14 protein-coding genes and 1 pseudogene are annotated in these 26,207 nt (G+C 71.9%); 6 read left to right on the top strand and 9 right to left on the bottom strand.

The window, feature by feature from the left end; translation table 11 throughout:
• Positions 1 to 9 precede the first annotated feature (9 nt).
• The 5 genes from ACGF0D_RS19950 (at position 10) to ACGF0D_RS19930 (ending at position 5,244) form a co-directional block, all read left to right on the top strand.
• A complete protein-coding gene (locus tag ACGF0D_RS19950) occupies positions 10 to 1,230 on the top strand; it encodes a CbiQ family ECF transporter T component (RefSeq protein WP_392918057.1) in 1,221 nt (406 codons plus the stop codon).
• Positions 1,227 to 2,870: an ABC transporter ATP-binding protein gene (locus ACGF0D_RS19945; protein WP_392917983.1), complete on the top strand. Its 1,644-nt coding sequence runs from the start codon at positions 1,227 to 1,229 to the stop codon at positions 2,868 to 2,870. Before ACGF0D_RS19950 ends, ACGF0D_RS19945 begins: the two co-directional genes overlap by 4 nt.
• Positions 2,867 to 3,715, top strand: a complete 849-nt coding sequence (locus ACGF0D_RS19940; protein ID WP_392917980.1) for an ECF transporter S component — start codon at positions 2,867 to 2,869, stop codon at positions 3,713 to 3,715. The genes ACGF0D_RS19945 and ACGF0D_RS19940 overlap by 4 nt, the downstream gene beginning before the upstream one ends.
• A gap of 16 nt (positions 3,716 to 3,731) precedes the next feature.
• Positions 3,732 to 4,049, top strand: coding sequence for a hypothetical protein (locus ACGF0D_RS19935; protein WP_392917977.1), 318 nt, complete (start codon positions 3,732 to 3,734; stop codon positions 4,047 to 4,049).
• 442 nt (positions 4,050 to 4,491) lie between these two features.
• Entirely contained in the window at positions 4,492 to 5,244 is a 753-nt protein-coding gene (locus ACGF0D_RS19930) for an adenosylcobinamide amidohydrolase (RefSeq protein WP_392917974.1), read from the top strand.
• Between the two features lie 126 nt (positions 5,245 to 5,370).
• Here the strand turns inward: ACGF0D_RS19930 and ACGF0D_RS19925 are convergent, their stop codons facing one another.
• From ACGF0D_RS19925 to aceA, 3 genes are all read right to left on the bottom strand, one after another.
• Positions 5,371 to 6,237, bottom strand: a complete 867-nt coding sequence (locus ACGF0D_RS19925) for a 3-hydroxybutyryl-CoA dehydrogenase (RefSeq protein ID WP_392917972.1) — start codon at positions 6,235 to 6,237, stop codon at positions 5,371 to 5,373.
• Positions 6,238 to 6,276: 39 nt separating this feature from the next.
• On the bottom strand, positions 6,277 to 7,890 hold the full coding sequence (gene aceB / locus ACGF0D_RS19920) for a malate synthase A (protein ID WP_392917970.1): 1,614 nt from the start codon (positions 7,888 to 7,890) through the stop codon (positions 6,277 to 6,279).
• A 138-nt stretch (positions 7,891 to 8,028) separates the two neighbouring features.
• On the bottom strand, positions 8,029 to 9,315 hold the full coding sequence (gene aceA, locus ACGF0D_RS19915) for an isocitrate lyase (protein ID WP_392918054.1): 1,287 nt from the start codon (positions 9,313 to 9,315) through the stop codon (positions 8,029 to 8,031).
• A gap of 351 nt (positions 9,316 to 9,666) precedes the next feature.
• Here aceA and ACGF0D_RS19910 point away from each other — a divergent pair, with 351 nt between their 5' ends.
• Complete coding sequence (locus ACGF0D_RS19910) at positions 9,667 to 11,070, top strand: short-chain fatty acyl-CoA regulator family protein (RefSeq protein WP_392917968.1); 1,404 nt, start codon at positions 9,667 to 9,669, stop codon at positions 11,068 to 11,070.
• A gap of 83 nt (positions 11,071 to 11,153) precedes the next feature.
• On the opposite strand, the pseudogene ACGF0D_RS19905 reads toward ACGF0D_RS19910, so the two are convergent.
• The 6 genes and pseudogenes from ACGF0D_RS19905 to ACGF0D_RS19880 form a co-directional block, all read right to left on the bottom strand.
• Positions 11,154 to 12,481, bottom strand: a pseudogene (locus ACGF0D_RS19905) (rhodanese-like domain-containing protein).
• A 910-nt stretch (positions 12,482 to 13,391) separates the two neighbouring features.
• Positions 13,392 to 14,096: a methyltransferase gene (locus tag ACGF0D_RS19900; protein ID WP_392917966.1), complete on the bottom strand. Its 705-nt coding sequence runs from the start codon at positions 14,094 to 14,096 to the stop codon at positions 13,392 to 13,394.
• 169 nt (positions 14,097 to 14,265) lie between these two features.
• Positions 14,266 to 16,806 carry an FAD-dependent monooxygenase gene (locus ACGF0D_RS19895; RefSeq protein WP_392917964.1) on the bottom strand — a complete coding sequence of 847 codons (2,541 nt, stop codon included), beginning with the start codon at positions 16,804 to 16,806 and terminating at the stop codon, positions 14,266 to 14,268.
• A gap of 4 nt (positions 16,807 to 16,810) precedes the next feature.
• Positions 16,811 to 24,019, bottom strand: coding sequence for an amino acid adenylation domain-containing protein (locus ACGF0D_RS19890; protein WP_392917962.1), 7,209 nt, complete (start codon positions 24,017 to 24,019; stop codon positions 16,811 to 16,813).
• Positions 24,020 to 24,025: 6 nt separating this feature from the next.
• Positions 24,026 to 25,285, bottom strand: a complete 1,260-nt coding sequence (locus ACGF0D_RS19885) for a cytochrome P450 (RefSeq protein ID WP_392917960.1) — start codon at positions 25,283 to 25,285, stop codon at positions 24,026 to 24,028.
• 31 nt (positions 25,286 to 25,316) lie between these two features.
• Positions 25,317 to 26,078: a methyltransferase domain-containing protein gene (locus tag ACGF0D_RS19880; protein ID WP_392917957.1), complete on the bottom strand. Its 762-nt coding sequence runs from the start codon at positions 26,076 to 26,078 to the stop codon at positions 25,317 to 25,319.
• Positions 26,079 to 26,207: the final 129 nt, after the last annotated feature.

The following is a 26,207-nucleotide window of genomic DNA, read 5'->3' as shown; positions in this document are numbered from 1 at the left end:
CCGGTGACCATGCTCGACAAGCACGATTCCCCACGGCACGGCACCACCGCGCGCGCCGCGGGGGGCCGGCGCGTCCCACGGAACCTGCACCCGCTGGCCTGGTGGGCCTGGGCGCTGGCCCTGGCGACGGCCGCCAGCCGCACCACCAACCCGCTGCTGCTCCTGCTCGTCCTCGCCGTGCTCGGCTACGTGGTCACCGCCCGCCGCAGCGAGGCCCCGTGGGCACGCGGATTCGGCTACTACCTGTGGGTGGCGCTGACCGTGGTCGCGATCCGGGTGCTCTTCCGGTGCGTCTTCGCCACCGGCATCACCCCGAACGACCACCTGCTCTTCTCCCTGCCGCACATCCCCACCCCCGACTGGTACGCGGGGATCCGGATCGGCGGACCGGTCTCCCTGGAGGCGACGCTCTCCGCGGCCTTCGACGGCCTGCGGCTGGCCTGCCTGATCTGCTGCATCGGCGCCGCCAACACCCTCGCCAACCCCAAGCGGGCCCTGCGGGTGCTGCCCGGCGCGCTGTACGAGCTGGGCGTCGCCGTGACGGTGTCGCTCAGCGTCGCGCCCCAGCTGGTGCAGAGCGTCCAACGCGTCGCCCGGGCACGGCGGTTGCGCGCCGGTCGGCGCAAGGGCGTCCGGGCGCTGCGCAGCATCGTGGTGCCGGTCCTGGAGGACGCGCTGGAGCGCTCGCTGCACCTGGCCGCCGCGATGGACTCCCGCGGCTACGGACGCTCCGGCACGGCCTCCCGGCGCTCCCGCCGGCTCACCGGCGCGCTGATGCTGCTCGGCATGTGCGGCCTGTGCGCCGGGGTGTACGGGCTCCTCGACGGCACGGCTCCCGCCGCACTCGGACTGCCGGCCTTCCTCGCGGGCGCCGTGCTCTGCGTGGCGGGCCTGCTGCTCGGCGGCCGGCGGGTGCGGCGCACCACCTACCGCCCGGACCGCTGGCGGGCCGCCGAATGGGCGGTCGCCGGCTGCGGGGTGACCGCCGCCGTCCTGCTGTTCGCCACCGTCGGCTACGACGCCACCGACCTCAACCCCTCCCTCTACCCGCTGACCTGGCCTGCGCTGCCGCTCGTCCCGGTGCTGGCCCTGCTGCTGGCGGGCGCTGCCGGGATCGTCTCGCCGCCGCCCGGCCGTACGCCGGTGGCCGCCGGCGCACCCCGCGGGGCCGGCGACACACGCACCGACCGCACACGTACCGACCGCACGACCTCCGAGGTGAGCACGTGATCCGATTCGACCAGGTCAGTGTGGTGTACGACGGCGAGGGCACGCCCGTCCTGCGCGACGTCGACCTGCACGTCCCGGAGGGCGAGCTCTGCCTGGTGGTCGGCCGCACCGGCGCCGGCAAGTCCACCCTGCTCAGCGCCGTCAACGGCCTGGTGCCGCACTTCACCGGCGGCACCCTCCGCGGCCGGGTCACCGTGGACGGCCGCGACACGGCCCACCACCCGCCGCGCGAACTCGCCGACGTGGTCGGTGTGGTGGGCCAGGATCCGCTGGCCGGCTTCACCACCGACACGGTGGAGGAGGAACTGGCCTACGTCATGGAGCAGTTGGCGATCCCGCCGGACGTCATGCGCAAGCGCGTCGAGGAGACCCTCGACCTGCTCGGCCTGGCCGACCTGCGCCACCGCGCCCTGCACGAGCTCTCCGGCGGGCAGCAGCAGCGCGTCGCCATCGGCTCCGTGCTCACCGCCCACCCGCGCGTCCTGGTCCTCGACGAACCGACCTCCGCGCTCGACCCGACCGCCGCCGAGGAGGTGCTGGCCGCGATCACCCGGCTGGTGCACGACCTCGGCGTGACCGTCCTGCTGGCCGAACACCGCCTGGAGCGGGTCGTCCAGTACGCCGACCGGGTCGCCTACCTGCCCGGCGACGGGACGGTCGTGCACGGGCCCCCGGCGGAGGTCTTCCGGCACACCGCGATCGCGCCGCCCGTCGTCGACCTCGGCCGCCTGGCCGGCTGGCGGCCGCTGCCGCTGTCCGTCCGGGACGCCCGCCGCGCCGCCGGGCCGCTGCGCGAACGGCTCACGAACGTGCCGGTTCCCCCGCCGCGCCGGGCAGCGGTGGCGGGGGAACCGGTGCTGGACGCCCGGGGCGTGGTCGTCCGGTACGGGCCGGTGGCCGCCGTCCGCGACGTCGACCTGGTGCTGCGCACGGGCGAGGTCACCGCGCTGATGGGCCGCAACGGCTCCGGCAAGTCCTCGCTGCTGTGGGCCCTGCAGGGCTCCGGACCCCGGCAGGGCGGCAGCGTGAAGATCACCGGCGCCGAAGGAGGGAAGGCCGAGGACCCCAAGCGCCTTCCCGCGGCCAGGGCCCGGCAGTTGGTCGGGCTCGTCCCGCAGACCCCCACCGACCTGCTCTACCTGGAGACGGTCGCCCAGGAGCTCGCCCAGAGCGACCAGGAGGCCGACCGCGCGGACGGGCCGACCGCACGGCGGATCCTGGACCGGCTGGCCCCCGGGATCCCGGACGACACCCACCCCCGGGACCTCTCCGAAGGCCAGAAACTGGCCCTCGTCCTGGCCATCCAACTGGCCGCCGCACCAACGGTCGTACTGCTGGACGAGCCCACCCGCGGGCTCGACTACCAGGCCAAGAAGGCGCTCACCGGCATCGTCGACGCCCTCGCCGCCGAAGGCCGTACCGTCGTGGTCTCCACCCACGACGTCGAGTTCGTCGCCTCCGCCGCCGACCGGGTGGTCGTGATGGCCGAGGGCGAGATCGTCGCCGACGGCCCGACCGCCGAGGTCATCGTCGCCTCGCCCACCTTCGCCCCGCAGACCGCCAAGATCCTCGCCCCGCTGCCCTACCTGACCACCCGGCAGGTCGCCGAGGCCCTCGAACCGGCGGAGGCCACCCGGTGACCGCCGTCCGGATCCCCGGCCGGGCCCGCGTCGTCGTCGCCCTGGCCGCCTTCATCGGCCTGGTCGCCTTCACCTGGCCCTTCGTCGTCGCCCCCGGCACGTTCGGCTCCAACTACGCCCCGCCACTGATCTTCGGCGCCCTGCTCGTCCTGGTCCTCGCCGTCGTCATCGCCGAGATCTCCGCCGGCGGCATCGACGCCAAGGCCCTCGCCATGCTCGGCGTCCTCTCCGCCGTCAACGCCGGACTCCGCCCCCTCGGCGCCGGAACCGCCGGGGTGGAGACCGTCTTCTTCATCCTCGTCCTGGCCGGCCGGATCTTCGGCCCCGGCTTCGGATTCACCCTCGGCTGCACCTCGCTCTTCGCCTCCGCCCTGCTCACCGGCGGCGTCGGCCCCTGGATGCCGTACCAGATGTTCGGCTGCGCCTTCGTCGGCATGCTCGCCGGACTGCTGCCGAAGGCCCGGCCCCGTCTGGAGGTGCCGATGCTGGCCGCCTACGGCGCGTTCTCCGGCTACCTGTTCGGCTTCCTGCTCAACCTCTCCTTCTGGCCGTTCGCCACCGACCCGAACAGCTCCATCGCCTACCTGCCGGGCCTGCCCTTCACCGAACAGTGGCACCGCTACCTGCTCTTCGACCTCGCCACCTCGCTCGGCTGGGACACCGGCCGCGCCGTCACCACCTTCACCGCCGTCCTCGTCGTCGGGCCGGCCGTCCTCACCGTCTTCCGCCGCGCCGCCCGCCGCGCCAACTTCGAGCCCACGGTGCGCTTCGAGGCAGCGGACGCGCCCGGAGCACCGACGGACCCGGGAACCGCCGCACGGCCCGCCGACGCGGCGTCCACCTGAACCGAGAGGTCAGCACGTGACCAAGCGCGAGAAGCCCCGCACGGCGACGGTGGACGGCGTCGACGTCATCCTCCTCACCCCCGGCCAGCATGCCGGACTGGAGTCGGCCCGCCGCCAGCTGGGCGGAGCACAGGCACACGTCGCGAGACTCCGGCTCGACCTGCGACGCAGTCAGGAACTGCTGGGCGAGGTCGAGCGGGTGCTGGCGCACCTGCCCGTCGGCCAGGTCGAACCGGCGGGCGGCCCCCTGGCCGAAGGACGCGGGATCGCCGACCTGCTCGCGGACATCCGCGCGCTCCTGCCGCACACTCCGGCCTCCGAGAAGAGGCCCTGACGGCTGCCGTGGCGGGCGCCGCTGCGGGTGACGGTCGGGTTCGACGGCTCCACCCTGCTACGGCCGGGGGCTGGCCTCCTCGAAGGCCACTGCCGCACCAGCGCGGACACCGTGGAGGACATGGACCAGGACCTCGGCGCGGCGGACGACCCTTGGGCCGGGACGGTTGAAGCAGGACGGGCATTCGAGGACCCATACCCGGCCGTTGCGGACCGCGGGGAGTATTCGAGCCTGCCCGCAGGACGGCCGGTGATCCAGCATGCCAATCTGTGGAATCCGTACACGCCCGGCCTGTGGATCCGCGGATTCCGCGGACCGCTAGGATCCGCACGAGCCCGCCGGTCGGTGATCACCGGAGGCCCCGGGAGGGCCGGAGGGACCGCATCCCCGACGTTCCGAGGTGAGGACAACGGAAAGCTTCGTGCCGGACGCCCGGCGACCCGTGGTCCTGCGACGTGCCCGGTCGGAGGACGGATCGTGCCGCCACCAGCTGGTGTGGAAGGCCGGCCCGGGCTGGCGGATGGTCAGCAGCGCGGTCCTGGGCGGCGGGATCGGCGAGCGCGGCTGGGTGCTGAACGCCCAGGTCCGGGCGGGCTACGACCGGATGGACCCCGACCGGCATCTGGCGGAACTCGCGGAGGCCGAAGGCCTGCGCGGGCCCGGCGTCGGGCTGATGACCGCGGCGGAGGTCGACGACTCCACCTGGGCCGAGGACAACGGTGCCGTCGCCCTGGTGACGACCGGCATCGGTGTCCCGACCTGGGCCGCCGCCTCCCCCACCGCCGCCCCGGTCCCCGCCGTCCCGGCGCCCGCCCGGTACGTTCCCGGCACGATCAACATCCTCGCGGTCGTTCCGGCGCCGGTGTCCGATGCGGGCCTGGTGAACCTGCTGGCGACCGCCACCGAGGCCAAGGTGCAGGCTCTCCTGGACGCCGGCTACGCCTGTTCGGGCACGCCGTCCGACGCGGTGTGCGTGGCGGTCCGGGCACCGGACGCGCGTGGGGAGGTCGATCCGTTCGGCGGCCCGCGGTCGCTCTGGGGCGCCCGGCTGGCCCGGGCGGTGCACCGCGCTGTCCTCGACGGGGCGGAACGCGATCGCGGCCGACGGGCGCGCGGACCCGCTGCACCTCACCAGGGTCCACGGCCGGAGTGCTGCCGCGGGAACGTCCGGCCGGCCCGGTACGTCACCGGGTGAGTGGTTCGAGGGCGGCCGGGTCCCAGGACGACGCCGTCTCGACGAGTCGGACCGACAGCACAAGGCCTCGCCGGTGCCCGGCCTTCCGCGACAGGGGCCGGGCACCGGCGAGGCGCGCGCCCTTCGCTACACCGCTCGGTGCGAGTGGAACCCGCGTCCGCTCTTGCGGCCGAGCAGCCCGGCCTCGACCATCCGGGAGAGCAGCGGCGGCGGGGCGTACAGCGGCTCCTTGTACTCGTCGTACATCGAGCGGGCGATCGCCTCGACGGTGTCCAGGCCGATCAGGTCGGCGAGCCGGAGCGGCCCCATGGGGTGGGCGCAGCCGTGGACCATGCCCGCGTCGATGTCCTCGGGGCTGGCGTGGCCTGCCTCGGCCATCCGGATCGCGGACAGCAGGTACGGCACCAGCAGGGCGTTGACGACGAAGCCGGCCCGGTCCCGGGACCGGATGACGTGCTTGCCGAGCACCTCGGCCGCGAAGGTCTCCACCCGGTCGAGGACGGCCCGTGCCGTGTGCAGGGAGGAGACCAGCTCGACCAGCGGCATCACCGGGGCCGGGTTGAAGAAGTGCAGGCCCAGCACGTGGGAGGCCCGGCCGGTGGTGATGCCCAGGCGGGTGACGGGGATGGCCGAGGTGTTGGTGGCCAGGACTGCGTCCTCGGCGAACAACACCTTGTCCAGGGTGCCGAGGACCTCCCTCTTGACTCCCTCGTCCTCGACGACGGCCTCGACGACGAGCTGACGGTCGGCCAGCGCCTCCAGGTCGTCGGCGAACAGCAGGTGGGCCCAGGCGTCGGTGCGCTGCTCCTCGCTGATCCGGCCCCGGTCGACGGCGCGGTGCAGGGAGCGGTCGATCCGGCTGCGGGCGGCCCTCAGTGCGGTCGCCCCGTTCTCGCAGACGATGGTGTCCAGGCCGGCACGGGCGAAGACCTCGGCGATGCCGGAGCCCATCTGCCCGGCGCCGACGACGGCCACACGGCGGATGTCGTTCATGCGGTTGCCCCCTTCGGGGTGGATGCGGACGGGGGTGGGTCAGGCTGCCGGGGCGGTGGTGCGCACCAGGTGGCGGGCGTAGGCCTCGGTGGTGAGGAATGCGGGCAGGTCGGCGCCGAGGGCGGTGTCCTCCAGGACGCGCACCGCGTCGTCCACCAGCGCCGGGTCGGCGCCCTCGGCGAGCAGCGTGGCGCGTTCCCGGTCGATGTGCCGGCGCACCAGGTCGGGGGTGGCGAGCGAGCCACCGGTGAGGCGGGTGCAGTGGTGCTGCCACTGCCAGAGCTGGCAGCGGGCGATCTCGGCGGTGGCGACGTCCTCCATCAGCCCGAAGACGGCGACCGCGCCGGCACCGCCCAGCCAGGCCGTCAGGTAGCGCAGGGCGACCGCGACGTTGGCGCGCACGCCCTGCTCGGTGGGCAGGCCGGTCGAGAGCCGCTGGACGCCCAGCAGGTCGGCGGCGGTGACCTCGACGTCCTCGCGGGTGCGGTCGAGCTGGTTCGGGTGCTCTCCGAGGACGGAGTCGAAGGCGGTGCGGCAGGTGGCCACCAGGCCGGGGTGGGCGACCCAGGAGCCGTCGAAGCCGTCACCGGCCTCCCGCTCCTTGTCGGCGCGGACCTTGGTCGACGCGACGGCGTTGGCCTCCGGGTCACGCTGCGGGATCGCGGCGGCCATGCCCCCGATGGCGTGGGCGCCGCGCCGGTGGCAGGTGCGCACCAGCAGATCGGTGTAGGCGCGCAGGAACGGCTGGGTCATGGTCAGGGAGGCCCGGTCGGGCAGGACGTACCGGGGGCCGTGCTGGGCGAAGTTCTTGATCAGGCTGAACAGGTAGTCCCAGCGGCCCGCGTTGAGGCCGGCGGCGTGCTCGCGCAGCTCGTACAGGATCTCGTCCATCTCGAAGGCGGCGGTGATGGTCTCGATCAGGACGGTGGCACGGATCGTGCCGTGCTGGATACCGAGGTCGGCCTGGGCGAACGTGAAGACCTCGTTCCAGAGCCGGGCTTCGAGGTGGTTCTCCAGCTTGGGCAGGTAGAAGTACGGGCCTGAGCCGGCCGCGATCTGTGGTCGGCCGCAGTGGAAGAGGTAGAGGCCGAAGTCGACCAGGGCTCCGACGGTGGGACGGCCGTCGATCAGCAGGTGCCGTTCGTCCAGGTGCCAGCCGCGGGGGCGGACGACGATGGTGGCCGGGTCGTTCCCGATGTAGTACCGCTTGCCCTCCGGGGTGGTGTCGTCGATCTGCCGCTCGATCGCGTCGACCAGGTTGAGCTGCCCGGTGACGAGGTTGTGCCAGGTCGGGGCGGTGGCGTCCTCGAAGTCCGCCAGCCAGACCTTCGCGCCGGAGTTCAGGGCGTTGACGGTCATCCGGCGCTCGGGCGGGCCGGTGATCTCCACCCGACGGTCGTGCAGGCCGGGACCGGCACCGGCCACCCGCCAGGTGGGGTCCTCGCGGATGGTGCGGGTCTCCGGGAGGAAGTCCAGCGTGCCGCCGGCGGCCAGCGCGGAGGCACGACGGCCGCGTTCGGCGAGCAGCTCGGTGCGGCGGTCCGCGAACCGGTCGTGCAGACGGGTGAGGAAGGCGAGCGCCTCGGGGGTGAGGATCTCGTCGAAGCGGTCCTCGTGTGCGCCGAGGATCTCGATGCGGCTGGGCTGGCTCATCCGGCTCTCCATGGGGCGGGCGGAAGGCGCCCTGGGCCTCGTCCCTCAACGAGGCCCAGGGCGGCGGGGTGGACGGCGGCTCGTCCCCAACGAGGCCGCCAGGGTGGCTCGGTAGCGGTTCAGGTCTCCCCGGGTCGCTCAGTGGAACTGCTCGGCCTCGGTGGAGCCGGTGAGCGCCAGCGTCTCGGCGTTCGGGTTGAGCGCGGTGGAGACGAGGTCGAAGTACCCGGTGCCGACCTCGCGCTGGTGCTTCACGGCGGTGTAGCCGTCCGGCACCGCGGCGAACTCGGCCTCCTGGAGGTCGACGTAGGCCGTCATGCCGTGCTCGGCGTAGCCGCGGGCGAGCTGGAACATCGAGTGGTTGAGCGCGTGGAATCCGGCCAGCGTGATGAACTGGAAGCGATAGCCCATGGCGCCCAACTCGCGCTGGAACTTGGCGATCTGGTCGTCGTCCAGGGCGGCCTTCCAGTTGAAGGACGGCGAGCAGTTGTAGGCGAGCATCTTGTCCGGGTGCTCGACCTTGATCGCCTCCGCGAACTCACGGGCCTGGGCGAGGTCCGGGGTGCCGGTCTCCACCCAGAGCAGGTCGGCGTACGGGGCGAAGGCGAGGCCGCGCGAGATCACCGGGGCCATGCCGGGCTCGACCCGGTAGAAGCCCTCGGCGGTGCGCTCGCCGGTGCAGAAGCGGGCGTCGCGCTCGTCCACGTCGGTGGTCAGCAGGTTGGCGGCGAGCGCGTCGGTGCGGGCCACGATCAGGGTGGGCACGTCGGCGATGTCGGCCGCCAGGCGGGCCGAGTTGAGGGTGCGGACGTGCTGGGCGGTGGGCACGAGCACCTTGCCGCCGAGGTGGCCGCACTTCTTCTCGGAGGCGAGCTGGTCCTCGTAGTGGATGCCCGCCGCGCCGGCCGCGATCATGCCCTTGGTGAGCTCGAAGGCGTTCAGCGGGCCGCCGAAGCCGGCCTCGGCGTCGGCGACGATCGGCACCAGCCAGTCCGGGCCGTCGTTGCCCTCCGCCGCGTCGATCCCGTCGGCGCGCAGCAGCGCGTTGTTGATCCGGCGCACCACCTGCGGCACGGAGTTGGCGGGGTAGAGGCTCTGGTCGGGGTAGGTCTGCCCGGCCTGGTTGGCGTCGGCCGCGACCTGCCAGCCCGAGAGGTAGATCGCCTGGAGCCCGGCCTTCACCATCTGCACGGCCTGGCCGCCGGTCAGCGCGCCGAGCGCGTGGACGTAGTCCTGCTCGTGCAACTGGGTCCACAGCCGCTCGGCACCGCGCCGGGCCAGCGTGTGCTCCTCGCGCACGGTGCCCGACAGGCGCACCACCTCGGCCGCCGTGTAGGTGCGCTCGATGCCCGCCCAGCGCGGGTCGGAGGCCCACCGGGCGGCGAGCGCCGCCGCGCGCTGCTCCTGCTGCTGCCGAACCGACATCGTCATGGTCTGCTCCCGGGGATGCTCGTTGCGAAGGGTGTGAGGCACTTCACCGCTCGGGCGAGTGGGCGGCCGGACGGTGCCGGGCTGCGGTGGTACACCGCGGGACGTGGACGCCCGGACAACCCACCAGACCGCGACCGACCTGGTGTTTCACTGTTGTCCTGCGCACCTCCCGGCCGCACCACCGACTCTGGCAGCTTGTCCGGCCGCCGTCACCGGTGGACCAATGCCAACTTCTGCGAACGATCATCAGCAAATCTGCGAAGGTTGCGACGATCCGGCCCCGACCCCGACGGCTAAGCTGCCTCCACCGCATCCGCCCAGGGCGGGCGCAGTGGAGGGAGCGACATGGGAAAGGCCTTCGCCGGTGCCCGGCTGCGCCGCCTGCGCGAGGAGCGCGGCCTCAGCCAGGCCGCCCTCGCCCGGCTGATCGACCTCTCGCCCAGCTACGTCAACCAGCTGGAGCACGACGCCCGGCCGCTGACCGTGCCCGTGCTGCTTCGGCTCACCGAGGCCTTCGGGGTGGAGGCCGGCTACTTCGCCCCGCCGGACAGCGCCCGGCTCAGCGCCGAACTACGGGACACGCTCGGCGAGGAGATCACCGTCGGACAAGTCACCGCAGGCGACCTCGACGAGCTGGCTGCCCGACTGCCTGCCGTGGCACGGCTGCTGACGGATCTCGCCCGCGGCCGCCGCGACGCGGCCGAACGACTTGCCGTCCTCGCCGGGGACCGTGGCCCCGAGGCCAACGCCCGCACTCCGCACGAACAGGTCCGGGAGTTCTTCTACAGCCGCCGCAACTACCTCCACGAACTCGACACGGCCGCAGAGGAGTTGGCGGATTCCATCAAGCTGAGGCGCGGCGGGGTCAGGGAGGCGCTGAGTGAACGGCTCGCCACCACGCACCAGGTCCGGATCGCCACCGGAAACGGACAACTGCACCGGTACGACGAGCAGACCCGGACCCTGCACCTGTCGGATCGGCTGCGCCCCGGCCAGCAGGCCTTCCGGATGGCCACCCAGCTCGCCTACCTGGAACACGACTCCCTGCTGTCCGAACTCGCCGTCCAGGAAAGCCCGGAAGGCTCCACCGCGTTCTCGCTCACCCGGATCGGCCTGGCGAACTACTTCGCCGCCGCCCTCGTCCTGCCGTACACCGCCTTCCACGCGCAGGCGGAGGCCGCCCGCTACGACATCGAGCACCTCGCCGACCACTTCGGCGTCGGCTACGAGACCGTCTGCCACCGGCTCAGTACCCTCCAGCGCCCACGGCTGCGCGGCGTCCCGTTCTCCTTCGTGCGCGTCGACCGGGCCGGCAACGTCTCCAAGCGGCAGTCCGCCACGCCTTTCCACTTCTCCCGCACCGGCGGCACCTGCCCGCTCTGGAACGTCTACGACGCCTTCGCCTCACCGGGACGGGTCCACGTCCAGGTCGCCGCCATGCCCGACGGCCGCCGCTACCTGTGGACCGCCCGCGCCGTCACCCGCTCCCCCGGCGGCTGGGGCCGCCCCGGCAAGACCTTCGCCATCGGCCTCGGCTGCGAGATCCGCCACGCCGGACGGCTGGTGTACTCGGCCGGCCTCGACCTCGGCGACGAGAGCGCCGCCACCCCGATCGGCCTCGGCTGCAAGGTCTGCGAACGCCCCACGTGCCCGCAGCGCTCCGCCCCGGCCATCGGCCGCCCACTGGCCGTCGACGAACGCACCAGCACCTTCGTCCCCTACTCCGCGGTACCCGGCCCCCGAAGCTGAAGGCCGGGATCGGCGTGCCAGCGGCGCGGGCTGACACCCCCGCCCGGTGCGCCGGCGAGGCCGCGCACCGGGCGGGCAGGGGGCTACTGCTCCGGGGCGGCGTCCCAGGCGCCGTAGCCGCCGATCAGGGTCGTAGGTCCCGGGTGGCCTTGGCGGCGCAGCAGGCCGGCGGCGATGGAGGAGCGGCTGCCGCCGGCGCAGTGGAGGACGACGCGGCGGTCGGTGGGCAGTTCGCCGTGGCGGGCGGGGAGTTCGGCGAGCGGGAGGTGGAGCGAACCGGGGATGGCGCCGGCCTCGCGCTCGCCGGCGCCGCGGACGTCGACCACCAGCGGGGGCCGGGGGCCGGCGAGTTCCTCGCGCAGGGTGTGCACCGTGAGCCGGGCGCCCTGGCGCATCAGCTCGGGGTGGGCTGGGAAGAGGCCCTCCGGGTCGGCGAGGTAGCCGGGCGACCTTGTCGAAGCCGATCCGGGCGAGCCGGGTGACGAGTTCCGCGCCGCGCTCCTCGGGGGCGATGACCAGCAGTTCGCTCTGCGGCGCCAGCACGGTGCCGGCCTGCTCGGCAAAGCGGCCGTCGGCGGGGATGTTCAGCGACTGCGCGAGGTGTCCGGCGGCGAAGGCCGCCGGGTCCACGGCCGTCCACCACCACGGCGCCCTCGGCCCGGCGGCGCAGGAAGTCGGCGCCGCTCAGGGCGCGGACTGCGGCCGGGTCGAAGAGCTCGCGCTCGCGGCGGTTGAGGTCGGCGTCGTAGCCGAAGTAGCCGGAGGCGGTGGGCTGGCCGTCGGTGACCAGGGCGACGAAGGCCGCCTCGTCCATCGGGGCGCAGGCGTAGTGGGTGGCGCGCTCGCGGCCGATGGTGGACTGGCGGTCGGTGGAGAGGTTCTTGCCGCAGTCGGAGCCGGCGCCGTGGGCGGGGAAGACCAGGGTCTCGTCGGGCAGGGCCATCAGCTTGCGGTGGACGCTGTCGTAGAGCATGGCGCCGAGTTCCTCGGCGGTGACGCCGGCGGAGGCGAGCAGGTCGGGGCGGCCGACGTCGCCGATGAACAGCGCGTCTCCGGTCAGGACGCCGTACGGGACGGTGTCGTCGGGCTGCTCGAAGACCAGGATGCTGATCGACTCGGGTGTGTGGCCGGGGGTCTCCATGATCTGCAGGGTGACGTCGCCGAGTTCGATCCGCCCGCCGTCGGCAAGCTTGCGGATGGGGTAGTCGGTCTCCGCGCGGCGCCCGTAGCCGATCCAGGCGCCGGTGCGGTCAGCCAGTTCGAGGTGGCCGGCCAGGAAGTCGGCGTGGAAGTGGGTGTTGATGACCGCCTCGACGGTGAACCCGTGGGCCTCGGCGTCGGCGACGTACTCGTCCACGTCACGGCGCGGGTCGACCACGACGGCCCGGCCGGTGCGCTCGTCGGCGATCAGGTACGAGGCCTGGGAGAGACAGTCGAGGTAGAACTGGGCGGACTACATCGGCCGATCCGATAGGCAGATCGTACAGGCGAGGGAAAGACAACCGGACCAATGCTGACTCAATGCTGACTTTGCTGACATGCCGTCAGGGTCGCGGTTCGGAATCCTGCGATCCAGTGGGCGCGAGCTACGGCGTCGCGCGCTCCCGCAGGTGCTGGACGGCATCCTCTTCCGCGAGCCCCAAGACCGAGGTCGGCCGGACCTGGATCAGCCTCTCCCCCAGAGTCATGGCCGCCCTCCATCGCCAGGCCGCCATCCAGATGGCCGCCCACCCCGAAGGGCGTTTGGAGGGTCTGGTCTTCGCCAAACCGGACGGCTCACCACTGCGACCCCAGTGGGTCCTCGACCAGTTCCGCAAGCGCACCGCCGAACTCGGCCTCCCAGGATCGGCCTGCACGACCTGCGGCACACCGCGGCCAGCATGCCCAGCCGCACGGACATCGCACTTGCGGCGAACTCCGGTGACTACAAACGCCGGTATCGCGGTGGGCGCCGCGCTCAAAAGGGCTGGTCCTGCCGCTCTCCGACGTGCGGGGCGCCTTCCTTGCCGGCGGACTGCTGACCACCGGGGCTTGCGTGGTGCTGTTCGGCGGACGGCTGCTGCCTGGGACAGTGTCGTTAAAGCCAGACGATTGCCGACCGCTGATCGTACGGTGACGCCCTGGGCAACGCGAACAACTCTACTCTTGCCCTGACCAGCACAATTCCGCACTCGTGGCCTGACAGACGATCTCACTCAGGAAGACCCGCACCCTTTGAGATTCTGCGCAAGGCCCCACAGCCTGGGCTGGTCCTGACGGGCCCGCCGAGAATCTCGGTGGGCCCGCCCGTTACGGTGGTGTCGGACAGCGTTGGAAGGAAGTCAGCGACCGTCGGCACTCAGGGGGCGCCGGAACATCAGGGCGTGGACCGTGAAACGTGACCCGTCGAACTCCGCCCGGCCCGTTGCCCGCCGTTCCTTCAGCAGAGCCAGCATGGTCTCCATGTGCTCGGCGTACGCCAGGAGCGGGATGTCCATCTCGAAGATCGCGAGCGTCTCGGTCGCATAGCCCCGTGCGGTGAGTTGCGTGACGGTCCGGGGGACGTCGGCGAGCGAGGAGTGTGCCATGAGCAGGGTGCCGCCCGGCGCGAGGAGCGTGTCCATGCGGTCGACCACGGTGTCGTACACTGCGCGGCCGCCCCTGTGGGCGACGAGCGCTGTCTCCAGCCCGTCCCCTCTTGCATAGCTCGGGTCGTACGGCAGGTGTGGCGGGTTGGTGACCACCAGGTCGAACCGCTCGTCCGGTGTGTACTCCTCCAGCGGCGACGTGACACAGGTCAGCCGCGCGGCGTCGAGACCGTTGGCCCTCACGTTCGCCGCGGTCTGGGCGGCCGAGGCGGGGTTGATGTCCAGGGCGGTCACCCGCTCGGCGCCGGCCGCGAGCAGTGCAACGCTGTAGAGCCCGGAACCGCTGCCGATGTCCAGGGCGTTGATGCCGTTCAGGCCGGGAGCGTCGTCATCGTCGAGGGCGGCGAGCAGACTCAGCCCGCAGTCGGTCGGGAACAGGACCTCCGTGGGGTCCTCCACCGTGAGCCGTAGACGGGTGCCACGGAACGCGACGATCCCGCACGAGGGCCGTGTCGCCCACAGCGAGCCGTTCTCACCCGTGGGAAGGACACGGCGCCGAGTCAGCGGCTGGGGCGGGGCATCGGTCATCGGGGCCGAACCTTTCGGTGAGAGGTGAAGAAGGGAGTGGTCACTCGGCGAGGGCGGACAGCACGGTGCGAACCGAGTCGTCAGCGATGCGCCGTGCGCGTAGCTCCGGGATCAGTTCCTCGACGTAGCCGAAATTCCAGGCGAGCCGGTCATGGCTGGTGGTCGCCGTCGCCACGACGGCACCCATCACCGAGATACCTGTGACGAACTGGGCGTCGCCGATCCGCCATGGGCCCACCCTGTCGGGGAACTCGTAGCATCCGACGTTGGACAGGCATAGGTTGATCGGCCCCTTCTCGTCCATGAATCGCATGAACGGCTCGCTGTCTGCCAGCGTTTTCGGGCCTGCCCAGCGTGGCAGGCTGATCGTGGCCAGGTGCTCCTGGCGGTTGCGGCGTCGTACCAGGTCCTGGGTGATCGCCCGGGCCATCGGCCACAACGGGCGGCCGGGCTCGTAGCGGACGCGGGAGGGAACCGTGGCCACATAGGTGCCGGCCTCGTCGTGGGCGACGGGTGGTTCGAGATCCCCGCGGAAGTCGACGGGCGAGCCGATCGAGAAGTGTGCGGTCGCCATGGTTCCCGCGTCGAGGGCGATCGCCGTCACCATCGCGGCGGCCAGAACCCCGTGGACCGTGGTGCCGTGGCGCTTGGCCGCCCGCACCAGGAGATCCAGCTGGTCGGCGGTGAGGCAGCGGTGCACCATCCGGGTACGCCGCTGCCCGAACGGGACTTGGCGGCTGGGGACGACCCGCTGTGCGGGATGGCGCCGGGCCGCCTGCTGTTCCCGCCCCATCATCGCTTTAAATCCAGCGACACCTGCCGCGCCTCGGTGGCGGGCCGGGAGCAGGTCGTCCGTCGCGGGCAGTACCCGTCGCGGGGTGGACCTGGGCAGCGTGCCGCGGTCTAGTTGTGCGGCGAGTTCGATCCACTCCCGAAGCAGGGAGAGGCACGTCTTGCCGTCGGCGATGATGTGCGAGGCCGTCAGCAGCAGGTCGTGGACATCTCCTTCGTCCTCGCCGCCCGTCCCTCCGGAAGTGATCACCACGGCGCGCAGCAGTGGTCCGGTGCGCCAGTCCATGTTCTGCGCGAGTTCACGGTCGTTGACCTCCTGCTCCCAGCGGGTGCCGGTCGTGGGGTCGTCCGGTGGCGCGTGGACGTGGCGAATCGGGATCTGCGGGCCGTCCAGCGGGACGAAGGCGGGGTGTGCTCCGGTGCCGTCGTCGGTGATCGCGACCCGCAGCAGGGGGTGGCGGAGCTGGAGAATGTCCAGAGAGCGGCGGTGCAGCGCTGGGGGCAGGGGGCCGTGGATGCGGGCGCGGGCGATGACGTTTAGCGGTGAGGTCCGGTCTGCGATCCAGTACAGGCGCTCCACAGGGCTCAGCTCGCGCTGGACACCGGAGGGCTCGATGGTCCGTTCGCCCGGGAAGGTGAGGGCCTGAGCCGTCTGTCGGACGAGAACCCGGCGGGGTACGAGCCGGAAGTAGGCGTCGCGGACCAGGCGCCGGCGGCGGCGGGCCCCCTGGGTCAGGTCGCTCATCCTGCGGGACTCGGCCACCATCGCCCTGGTGCGGTCGCGACGGCGCTCCTCGTAGACGCGCAGCGCCCGCACCAGGGCGTCGTCGGTCGTCGGCTCGGCCAGCGTTCGTGCCAGTACGACGGCGTCCTCCAAGGCCGTCCCCGCCCCTTGGGCGAGCGTGGTCAGCATGGGGTGGGCGGCATCACCGAGGAGGGTGACGGGGCCGTCGCCCCACTGTTCCAGGAAAGGCCGGTCATGCGAGGCCACGGTGAGGATGTCGGCCTGCGGGGTGGCCTCGATCACCGCCCCGACCTCGTCGGCCCAGTCTTCGTACGCCCGTCTCACGGTGTCCTTGACGTGGTCGGGGGCGCATGTCGCGTCGGGCGTGCTCATGGCCGCCCACCAGTAGCAGCGCCCGTGCCCGATGTCGATCAGGCCGAAGCGCTGTCCGCTGCCCCAGTAGTGGCGCACCGCGCCCATGGTCAGGCACGGGTGTCGGAAGCGGACGATCGCGAGCCGGAGAAGGTAGCCGCTGTCCCGTGCCTGTTCGGGGCCCGCGAGTTGGCGTCGTACGGCCGAGTTGAAGCCGTCCGCGCCGATCAGGATGTCCCCGCTCGCCGAGCGGCCGTCCGTGAAGCGGGCGGTGACCCCCGTCCCGTCGGCCTCGAAGCCGGCGAGGGTCGCGCCCAGGTGGACCGGGCAGTCCCCGATCTCCGCGAGCAGGGCCTCCTGGAGGTCCGCGCGGCTGAGACAGAAACTGGGTGCGCCCGCCTGGTCGCAGGCCTCCCCGAACGGCAGGTCCCTGATCCGGCGGCCCCGCCGGTCCATGATCCTGAACGACTTCACGGCCTGGCCGCGTCTGTCCAGGCCGAGGTCGAGGCCGAAACCGGCGAGCGCGGTGACGGCGTTGCTCATGACCGACAGACCGGAGCCGACTTCGCCGAGCGCGGCGGCACGCTCGTACACCTCGGCCTCGATGCCGACGCGCCGCAGTGCGACCGCGCACGTCAGACCACCGATACCGGCACCGATGACAAGGGCCTTCGTGGGCCGTGCCGAGGGCATGACGTCAGCTCTCCCGGCCGGTTCGGGCGGAGTCGGTGCCGGTCGGTCCCGCCACGGTGCCGGTCAGCTTCGCCACGGTGCCGGCCAGGTTTGCCACGTGTGGTTCCTCCATCATCGTCAGGTGGTCGCCGGGGACGTTGACGACGTCGATCCGGCCGCCGGTCATGGCACTCCAGCCGTTGCGGGGGTTCTGATGACAGGTGCGGGCGGCGCCGTGCATGGCGGCCAGGACGACGGGGAGCGGCTCCGTGGCCCGGATCAGCGTGAGGTCCTGGTCCTCGCGCGGCGGCCGGTAGGCAAGCGTGGCCTGCCAGTGTGCCCGGTATACGTCGAACAGGCGGCGGATGACGACCCCGGAGCTGCCCTCCGGCAGGATTCCCAGCTCGCCGGCGACGCGTGCCATGTGGGCGAACTTCTCCTCCGGTGAGTCGAGTCCGTCCGGGATGAGACGCGGGGTTGACACGCTGCCGTCCCGTGGCCAGAGCAGCTCGTGGAAGAACCACTCCAGCATGGCCTCCTCGTCGTGCGGGGCGCGCGGTCCCTGCTCCAGGGCGGTGGTGTCCAGCACCAGCAGGGTCGTCCGCTCGCCCGATGCCCGCAGTCGACGGGTGATCTCGAAGGCGACGAGGCCGCCGAACGACCATCCGCCAATGGTGTAGGGGCCGTGCGGCTGTACCGTCCGCAGCGCGGTGAGGTAGCTGTCCGCCAGGTCCTCCACGCTGTCCAGTGGGGTGGTGCCGGGGTCGGCTCCGGCTGCCTGGAGCGCGTACAGCGGCTGGTCGTCCGGGAGATGCCGGGCGAGGCCGATGTAGCACAGCACGTTGCCGCCCATCGGGTGGACCATGAACAGCGGCGCGCGGGTGCCTTGTGGGCGGATCGGCACCAGGGGGTCGAACGCGGCGACCGCCCCGCCGTCGCGCAGCCGTGCCGCGATCCCGGCGGGGGTGGGGGTCGCGATGAACTCAGCCAGGGGGATGTGCATCCGGTAGCGCTGTTCGATCCGGACCACCAGCCGCATCGCGGCCAGGGAGGTGCCGCCGAGGTCGAAGAAGCTGTCGTGCACCCCCACTCGGTCCAGGTGCAGCACGTCCGCCAGCATCTCGGCCAGCGCCCGCTCGTAGACGTCGCGGGGCCCCGGGTCGGGGGCGCGGTCAGGGACGGTCAGTGGCGCGCGGCGCAGTGCCGCGTCGTCGCGTTTGCCGCTGGGGGTCAGCGGCCACTCACCGACCCACTGCAGGTGCGAGGGGACCATGTAGTCGGGCAAGGCGGCACGCAATCGCTCACGGATGTCGGCCACGTCCTCGTCCGTGCCCTCACCAAGGAGGAAGGCGGCGAGGAAGGTCTCGCCGTCCGCCCCCCGGCGGGCCACCACTGCGGCATCGCGCAGACCCGGATACCGCTTCGCCAGGCCGGTGACGGCCAGTTCGACCTCGGCGGGTTCCACGCGGAAGCCCCGTACCTTGACCTGAGCGTCGTCGCGTCCGAGGAAGACGACGTCTCCGCCGGGCAGCATCATGCCGAGGTCGCCCGTGTAGTAGAGCCTTCGGTACCCGTCCGCGAAGGGATGCGGGAGGAAACGCTCCTTGGTCAGGTCCGGGCGTCCCTCGTAGCCGTCGGCCAGGAAGCTGCCGCCCAGGTAGATGTTGCCCCGCGCGCCGGCCGGCACCGGGCGCATCTGTTCGTCCAGGACGTGCACCTCGGCCCCGTCGATGGCGGCACCGATCGGCGGCAGTGCCGGGAAGACCGCCGGGTCTCCGGCCATGGTGAACGCGGTCACCACGTGGGTCTCGGTCGGGCCGTACTGGTTCTCCAGCACGGCCTCGGGGATCGCGGCGCACAGCGCTCGGATCTCCGGGGTGACGCGCAGCTGCTCACCGCACGTGATCATCACTCGCAGGGTCCGCGGGGTGATGCCGAGCGTGCCAGCGGCTTCGGCCAGTTGCTGGAGGGCCACCGGGGGAAGGAAGACCTGTTCGACGCGCTCGCGGTCGAGCAGGCGCAGCAGTGCGGGCATGTCGCGCCGCTCGGCGTCGTCGGCCAGGCACAGGGTGCCGCCGGAGCAGAGCGTAGCGAAGATCTCCTGGAAGGAGATGTCGAAGCTCAGCGGCGCGTACTGCAGGGTCACGCCACCAGCGACCGCGCTGGGCGCCCCGCTCTGCCAGGCCACCAGGGCGGCCAGCGTGCGGTGGGGCATGGCGACGCCCTTGGGGGTCCCGGTGGAGCCCGAGGTGAACAGGACGTACGCGGTGCTCGCGGCGGTCACCCTCGCGGCCCGGCAGGCCGGCGCGGGCGCGGCCACCGACTCGGCGGGCAGCAGCAGCCCCGGGTCCTGGGCGAGGTGGGCGTACGGGGCCTCGGCCACGACGCGGAAGGGCCGGGCCTGCTCCACCATCATCGCCAGCCTGGAGACGGGGTATCCGACGTCCATCGGTACGACCGCGCATCCGGCCCGCATGACACCCAGGAGCACGGCCATGGTCAGCGGGGATCGGTTCATGGCGATCCCGATGCGGGCGTTCGCCGGGGCGCCGAGCTCACCCAGCCGTCCGGCCACGTTCTCGGCGGCCTCGGCCAGCCGGGCGTAGCTCCACCGTTCCTCGCCCATCACCACGGCGGTCGCGTCCGGGGTGCGCGTGGCGTGTTCGGCGAAGCGCGTCAGGACCGTGGGGTGCTCCGCGGGGGTGGCGAGGACGGGCCGGACGGCGAGGGAGGTGAAGTCGGGCCGGGCGTGTGGCTGTTCCACCATGCACCGCAGGATGTCCAGGTAGCTGGCCGCGAAGAGATCCCCCTGCTCGGCCGGGAACGTCGCGCCGTCGCAGTCGACCCGCAACCACATGCCGGTGCCGTCCGGTTCGGTGACGGCGTGCACGAGAAGCCGCAGGTCGTTCTCCTCCCAGCTGCGGAACTCCCTGAGCCGCAGTCCGGGCAGGCCGAGGACATGCGAAAGCTGGTGGAAGTGAACATAGTTGAAGGCGATGTCCAGGACGGGTCCACCGCGGTCCTCCTGGATGGCGCTCAGCGGGTAGTGACGGTGGGGATGGCTCTCCTGTTCCTGACGGAAGCTCTCGCGGGCCACCTCCAGCCAGCTGTCCTGCGCGGTGTCCAGGCGCACCGGCACGGTGTTCAGGAAGAGCCCGGCGGTACGCTCCGCCCCAGCCAGCCCGGGCCGACCGTGCATGATCAGACCGGTGGTCACGTCCCGTGTGCCGGCGAGCATTGCCAGCGTCAGTCCGTGTGCCGCGAAGAGTACGGACTTCACGGGCAGGGTGTGTTCGGCGGCGAAACGGCGCACCCGCTCGACCAGGGCGCCGGGCAGATCGACGCATCGTGCGGCCGGCCGGTGGCCGGCGGCGGGCAGGTGGGGCGAGAACGCCTCGATCGGTAGGAGCTCGCAGCTGGCCAGCTTCTCCCGCCAGTAGCGCTGGGTTTCCTCGGAACGCAGGGCGTTCCGCTCCAGCCGTACATGGGCCGCCGCTGAGGGCGGTGCGGTGCCGTCGGCGGGGCCGGTGTCGAGGCCAAGCCCATGGGCGTAGTCCTGTAGCAGTTCCTGGAGCAGGGTGGCGACGCTGCCACCGTCGAGGAGCGCGTGGTGGAAACTGACGACCAGGTCGACGGCGGCGAACCGCACATGGGCGCGGAACAGGTACAACGGCGCCCGGTCGAACACGTAGGGGTGGTGACGGCGTGCCTCGATGTGCGCGCACACCTCGGTCTCGGCCGCCACGGCGTCGAGTGGACGCAGGTCCGTGATCTCCAGGCCGCCGCGCACCCGCGGGTGGACGACCTGCAGCGGTTCGGCGCCGGCCAGGTCGAACGACGAGCGCAGCGCCTGATGCCGTGCTGTCAGCCGGTCGAAGGCGCGACGAAATCGCTCCTCGTTCCACGGCATCTCCAGGGTGTACCGGAAGACGTCCCGATACCTGGCCGAGGTTTCGTGCCTGCGGCCGTGGTAGAGCATGCCGAGCTGGAGCCGGGTCAGCGGGTAGGCGTCCTCCGCGTCCTGGATCCGGACCCGGTCGACGTCGGCCACCAGGGCGAACGGCGCCGGAACGGCTTCCGTCTCGCCCGGCTCGCAGTGCGCCGTGCGCTCGGCGAGGCCGGCGACCGTCGGGTTCAGCAGAACGTCGGTGAGCGAGAAGCGCAGGCCCCGGGCCTCCGCCTCGGCACGCACCCTGAGCATGGTGATCGAGTCGCCGCCGAGAGCGAAGTAATCGTCGTGGACGCCGACCGTCTCGTGCCCGAGGACGCGGGCCCAGACATCTGTGAGCACGGCCTCGACACGGTTGCGCGGCCGTCCATCGGTGGTAATCTGCGGGGCGCCTGACGGCGCAGGGAGCGCGTCATGGTCGGCCTTGCCGTTGAGGGTCAACGGAATGCGGCCGATCCGGGTGAAGGACGCCGGGACCATGAACCCGGGCAGCGCCAGCCCGAGCCTCTCGCGCAGCAGGGCCGTCTCGATCGCGACGTCGGCGACGTAGTAGCCAGCCAACACGGTGCCCCGGTCGGAGGTGGTACGGCCGACCACGACGGCCTCCCGTACACCGGGGACCCCACGCAGGGCGGCGGCCACCTCATCCGGCTCAACGCGGTGGCCCCGGATCTTGACCTGGTTGTCGATTCGTCCCAGGTACTCCAGGGTGCCGTCCGCCAGCCACCGGGCCAGGTCCCCGCTGCGGTAGATGCGGCCGTCCGGCACGAACGGGTCGTCGCCGAACTTCGCGGCGGTCAGTTCGGGGCGGTCGAGGTATCCCCGGGCGACGCCGGGCCCGCCGATGCACAGCTCACCGGCGACCCCGACGGGCTGCAGCAGGTCGTCGGCGCCCAGCACGTACAGACTGGTGTTGTCGATCGGCCTGCCGATGGGCACCCGCGTGATGCGGTGGGCGGGTTCGGCCGGGCAGTCGTGGAAGGAGACGTCGACCGTGGCCTCGGTCGGGCCGTACAGGTTCACGAGCCGTACCGGCTGCCCGGTGTCGCTCTCGCCACGGCAACGTCGGACCAGGCGGTTGAACTGCTCGACCCGTGGGGTCGGCAGGACCTCGCCGCTGCAGAAGACGTAGCGCAGGGTCCGGATGCCCTCGCGGGCCACCGCCGACTCCTCCAGCAGGTCGAGGAACGGGCCGAGCATCGAGGGCACGAAGTGCACGGCGGTGACCCGGTGTTCGCGGATCGCCGACAGGACCTCGCGCGGGTCCCGCTGACCGCCGGGCGGCAGCAGGGCCACGGCCGCGCCCTCGACGGCCCACCAGAACAGCTCCCACACCGAGACGTCGAAGGAGACCGGCGTCTTCTGCAGCAGGACGTCCTGCTCCCCGAGCGGATAGCGGCGCTGCATCCAGGCGAGCCGGTTGACCACGCTGCGATGCTCGACCATGACGCCCTTGGGCTGCCCGGTCGAACCGGAGGTGTAGATGACGTAGGCAAGATGCCGGGAGGTGGCGAGCGGTTCGACCGGTGTGCCGCTACCGGTCAGCAGGCCGTCGATGCGTCGCACCGCCGTGCTTCCGGCCGGAGCGGCGGGCGCATCGTCGTCGACGATCAACACCTTGGCACGGCTGTCACGCAGCAACTGGTTCACCCGCTCGGCCGGGTGACCGGGGTCCGCCGGCACGTAGGCGCCGCCGGACTTCAGGATGCCGAGCAGCGCGACCAACAGCCGTGGCCCCCGATCCATCATCACCGCGACCCGGTCGTCCGGTCCGACGCCCTCCGCGCGCAGGGCACGTGCGACCCGGTTGGCACGCTCGTCGAGCTCGGCGTAGGTCAGTGTCTCCCCGGACGCCCCGATGACCGCGGTCCGCTCCGGCCGGCGGGCGGCCTGGGCCTCGAACAGTCCGTGCAGGGTGGCCCGGTCCGCGTAGGGCACCTGCTCGCCGTGGGCGCGCCCGGCGGTGAGGTCCCGGTGTTCGGTGGGCGTCAGCATGGGTACGTCGGACAGCGGCCGGTCCGCGAGGTCCAGACCGTGTTCCAGGAGCGTGGCGAGGTGACCGGCCACCGAGTCGATGGGGAAGTCCTCGTCGAAGACGTCGCGGGCATAGTCCAGGGCGACATGAAGGTCAGCCGTGTCGTCGAAGGCGCACACCACGACCCCGAGCGCGTCCTGGTCGTGCGAGGGAGCCATCAGGGTCGGCCGTCGTTCGACGCCGGGAACCGGGTTCAGCCAGGGCCAGTGCATGTAGGAGAGCGTCACGTCAAAGAGCTGCCGCGGTCCCGGGGACGGTGCGGGCCCGGCACGCAGGATGTCGCCGAGCGCGAGCCGTTCGTGACGCCGCAGGGTGCGGGTTGCATCCTGGATCTCGCCGAGCAGTTCCCGTACGGTCCGCGCGCCGCGCGCCGCGACCCTCACCGGCAGGGTGTTGGCGAACTGGCCCACGATGTCCTTGTGGTGCTCGTCCGGGCGGTTGAGGAAGGGGACTCCGAGGACGACCTCCTCGCTGCGGTGCAACCGCGTCAGGTACGTACCGAGCATGGCCGCGACGTACGCGAACGGGGAAAAGCCCGCGGCGCGGATCCGGCCGACCAGGGCGCCGTCGATCACGAACGAGTGGCGGCCGCGTTCATGGGAACTGCTCTGCTTGGTACGCGTGAAAAGTGCCGGTGTCACGCCGGAGAGATAGTCCCGGTAGAAGGCGCGGTCCCGGTCGCCGTCCGGGCCGTCGCGATAGGCGGCTTCCTCTGGCACGAAGGCCAGGTAGGAGGACGTCTCAGGGGCGGCGTGGTGCGGATCACCGCCCTGCGCACGGCCGTATTCCTCGAAGATCTCGTGGCTCAGCCTGCCGAGGGCCCAGCCGTCAGCGACGATGTGATGCGTCTTGACGTGCAGGTGCGTGACGCCCGCACGCTCCAGGATGAGAGTGGCTTCGACCAGGGAACCGCCGGTGAGAGGTAAGGCCCTCGCCATCGATCGTCGCATCCACTCGGCACAGGCGGCGTTCGGTTCGGGTTCCCGCGAGAGGTCGACCACGGTGACCGGGACGGTGTCGGGCGCCACCCGCTGGACGGGGACGCCCGCGCTGTCGTCGAACCGCAGCCGGAACGTGTCATGGCGACGCAGCACGCGCCCGACGCAGGCGGCGAGCTCGTCGTGGTCGACCTCGCCGTGCAGACGCTCGTGGAGGACGCAGTTGAACTGCGGTGAATCCGGAGCCTGGGACCCGAGGAACCACAGGTCGAGCTGGTATGCCGTCAGTTGGTGTGGCGTCTGATCGTTCATTCCCACCTATTCGGGGTTTCCTTGGAGTCGCACGGGAATCTCCTGGTGCCCGTTGGAGATGAGGGAGGGCAGCGGAGTGAGACGTTCGCGTGCGACGGCGATCTTGAGACCGGGGTAGCGGGAGAAGAGGGCCGGGAGCGCGATGCGCCCTTCGAGCCGGGCGAGTTCCGCGCCCAGGCAGTAGTGGGCACCGTGACCGAAGGCGACGTGCTCGCGGGCGGTCCGGCGGGTGATGTCGAACCGGTCGGCGTCGGCCCCGTGCGCCCCGGGGTCACGGCAGGCCGCCGCATAGTTGATCACCAGGGCGTCGCCCCGCGCGAAGGTGAGCCCGGTCGGCTCGTCGTACAGGTCCTCGGTGGGAAAGCGCATCATGAAGTTGGCTACCGGCGCCTGGTGCCGCAGGGTCTCCTCGACCACCTGGTCCCAGCCCACCCGATCCGACACGGCCAGATCCAGCTGGGCCGGATGCGTGAGCAGGTTGACCACGGCGTGTCCCAGCAGGCCCGCCGTGGTCCCGTAGCCGGCGCCGAGCATCATCCAGATGCTGTCCGCCAGCTCCCGCTCGCTGAGTACGCCCTCGCGGTGGGCGAGGAGCAGAGCGCTGGCGACGTCGTCGCCGGGGTGCTCGGTCTTGAGTCTGAGCAGGTCCGCGAGGAGCCGCGCCGCCTCAGCGGCGTTGGCGGCGGCCCGCTCGGCGGTCAGATCCGTGGTGAACACGGTGTCGTTGACCGCCTGGAAACCGTCGTACATGTTCTCCGGCAGGCCGACCAGCGCGGTCACCGTCAGCCACGGCAGCCGAGCGGTGAAGTACGTCCGCAGGTCCACGACCCCGTCCAGGGCGGCAGCCGCCGCCGCACCGAGGCCGTCGAGCAGCCCGGCGGCGGTCTCCTCGATCCACGGAGCGAGTGCCCGTACCCGGCGGGCGGCGAACGCGGGAACCAGCGGCCGGCGCAACCGACCGTGGTCCGCCCCGTACGAGGTCTGCACGGTACGGATGTCGACCCAGATGCGCAGCGGCCAGTCGGCGGGGACATCTCCGTTGACGAAGGCCGGCCAGTGCCGGTGGGCGTCCTTGGAGACTCGGGGGTGGACCAGTAGCCGCCGGACGAGGTCCGGGTCGGTCACCGACCAGGCGAGCACACCACCGGGCAGCTCGACCCGGGCGGCTGGCCCCAGAGCACGCAGCGCCGCGCCTTCGCCGTGGATGTCCGTGGCGCTGCCGTCCAGACGGTAGGGGCAGCAGCTGTGGGAAGGCACGGCGGACATGACTGACGACCTCGACGGCACTAGTCGGGACTCAGAGACGGACGGCGGTCGTGAACCCGTAACGGAGCTGCGGGACATCGAGGAAGAACCACCCGCCCAGGTCAGCGGCTGTCTCCCATTCGCGCGCCCGCTCGCCGTCGGAGGTCCGCGCGGCGTCATGCCAGCCGCGGATCATGCTGTCGTAGCAGCGCTGGACGTTCTCGGTGGCATCAGTGTGGTCCACCACCTTCAGCCCCGCCTCCCGCAACAGCGTCTCGTACCTGTCGTCACTCAGCGAGAACTTGAAGAACGCGTACGCGTCCGCCATGCGGGCGGCATCGGGGATGTCGAGTTCGCCTTCCAGATGATGCTCGGCGATGACCAGCCGTCCACCGGGACGCAGGACCCGGGCGATGTGACCGAGTGCCGCCTCCTTGTCCTTCATGTGCATGAGCGACTCGATGGCGTACGCACCGTCGAAGGACTCGTCCGGAAAGGGATTCTCCACGGCGTCGACCAGTTGGAACGTGGCACGCCCGGGGAAGTCCGGCGGCTGCGGGCGGCTGTTGGCCAGCTCGACCTGGTAGGCGCTGACACTGATGCCGGTGATCCGCACGGCGTGGCGCTCGATGATGCGCGCCGCGGAGCGTCCGTGACCGCATCCCACGTCGAACAGGTGCTGCCCGTCGGTCGGGGCGAGACGCTCGGTGACGAGGTCCGTCAGCCGGTCGGTGGCCGCCTGCATCGGGGTGCCGTCCGCTTCGTCGTCCCAGTAGCCGACGTGGAGGTTGCCGCCCAGCGCACGGTCGTACACATCCGTGAAACGGTTGTAGAAGTTCCCCACTTCGCGGGACGTGTGTTCGTGTTGCCTCAGCATGAGGTGGCCTTTCGTGGTTCGTCGAACCGCTTGCCTGGGTTGCGGACAGGATGGATTAAGCGCGTG

This window comes from Kitasatospora sp. NPDC048298 (assembly GCF_043201465.1).
GTDB lineage: Bacteria > Actinomycetota > Actinomycetes > Streptomycetales > Streptomycetaceae > Kitasatospora.
Note: the sequence above shows the minus strand (reverse complement) of the source record. Positions and strands in the feature narration are given on the sequence as shown.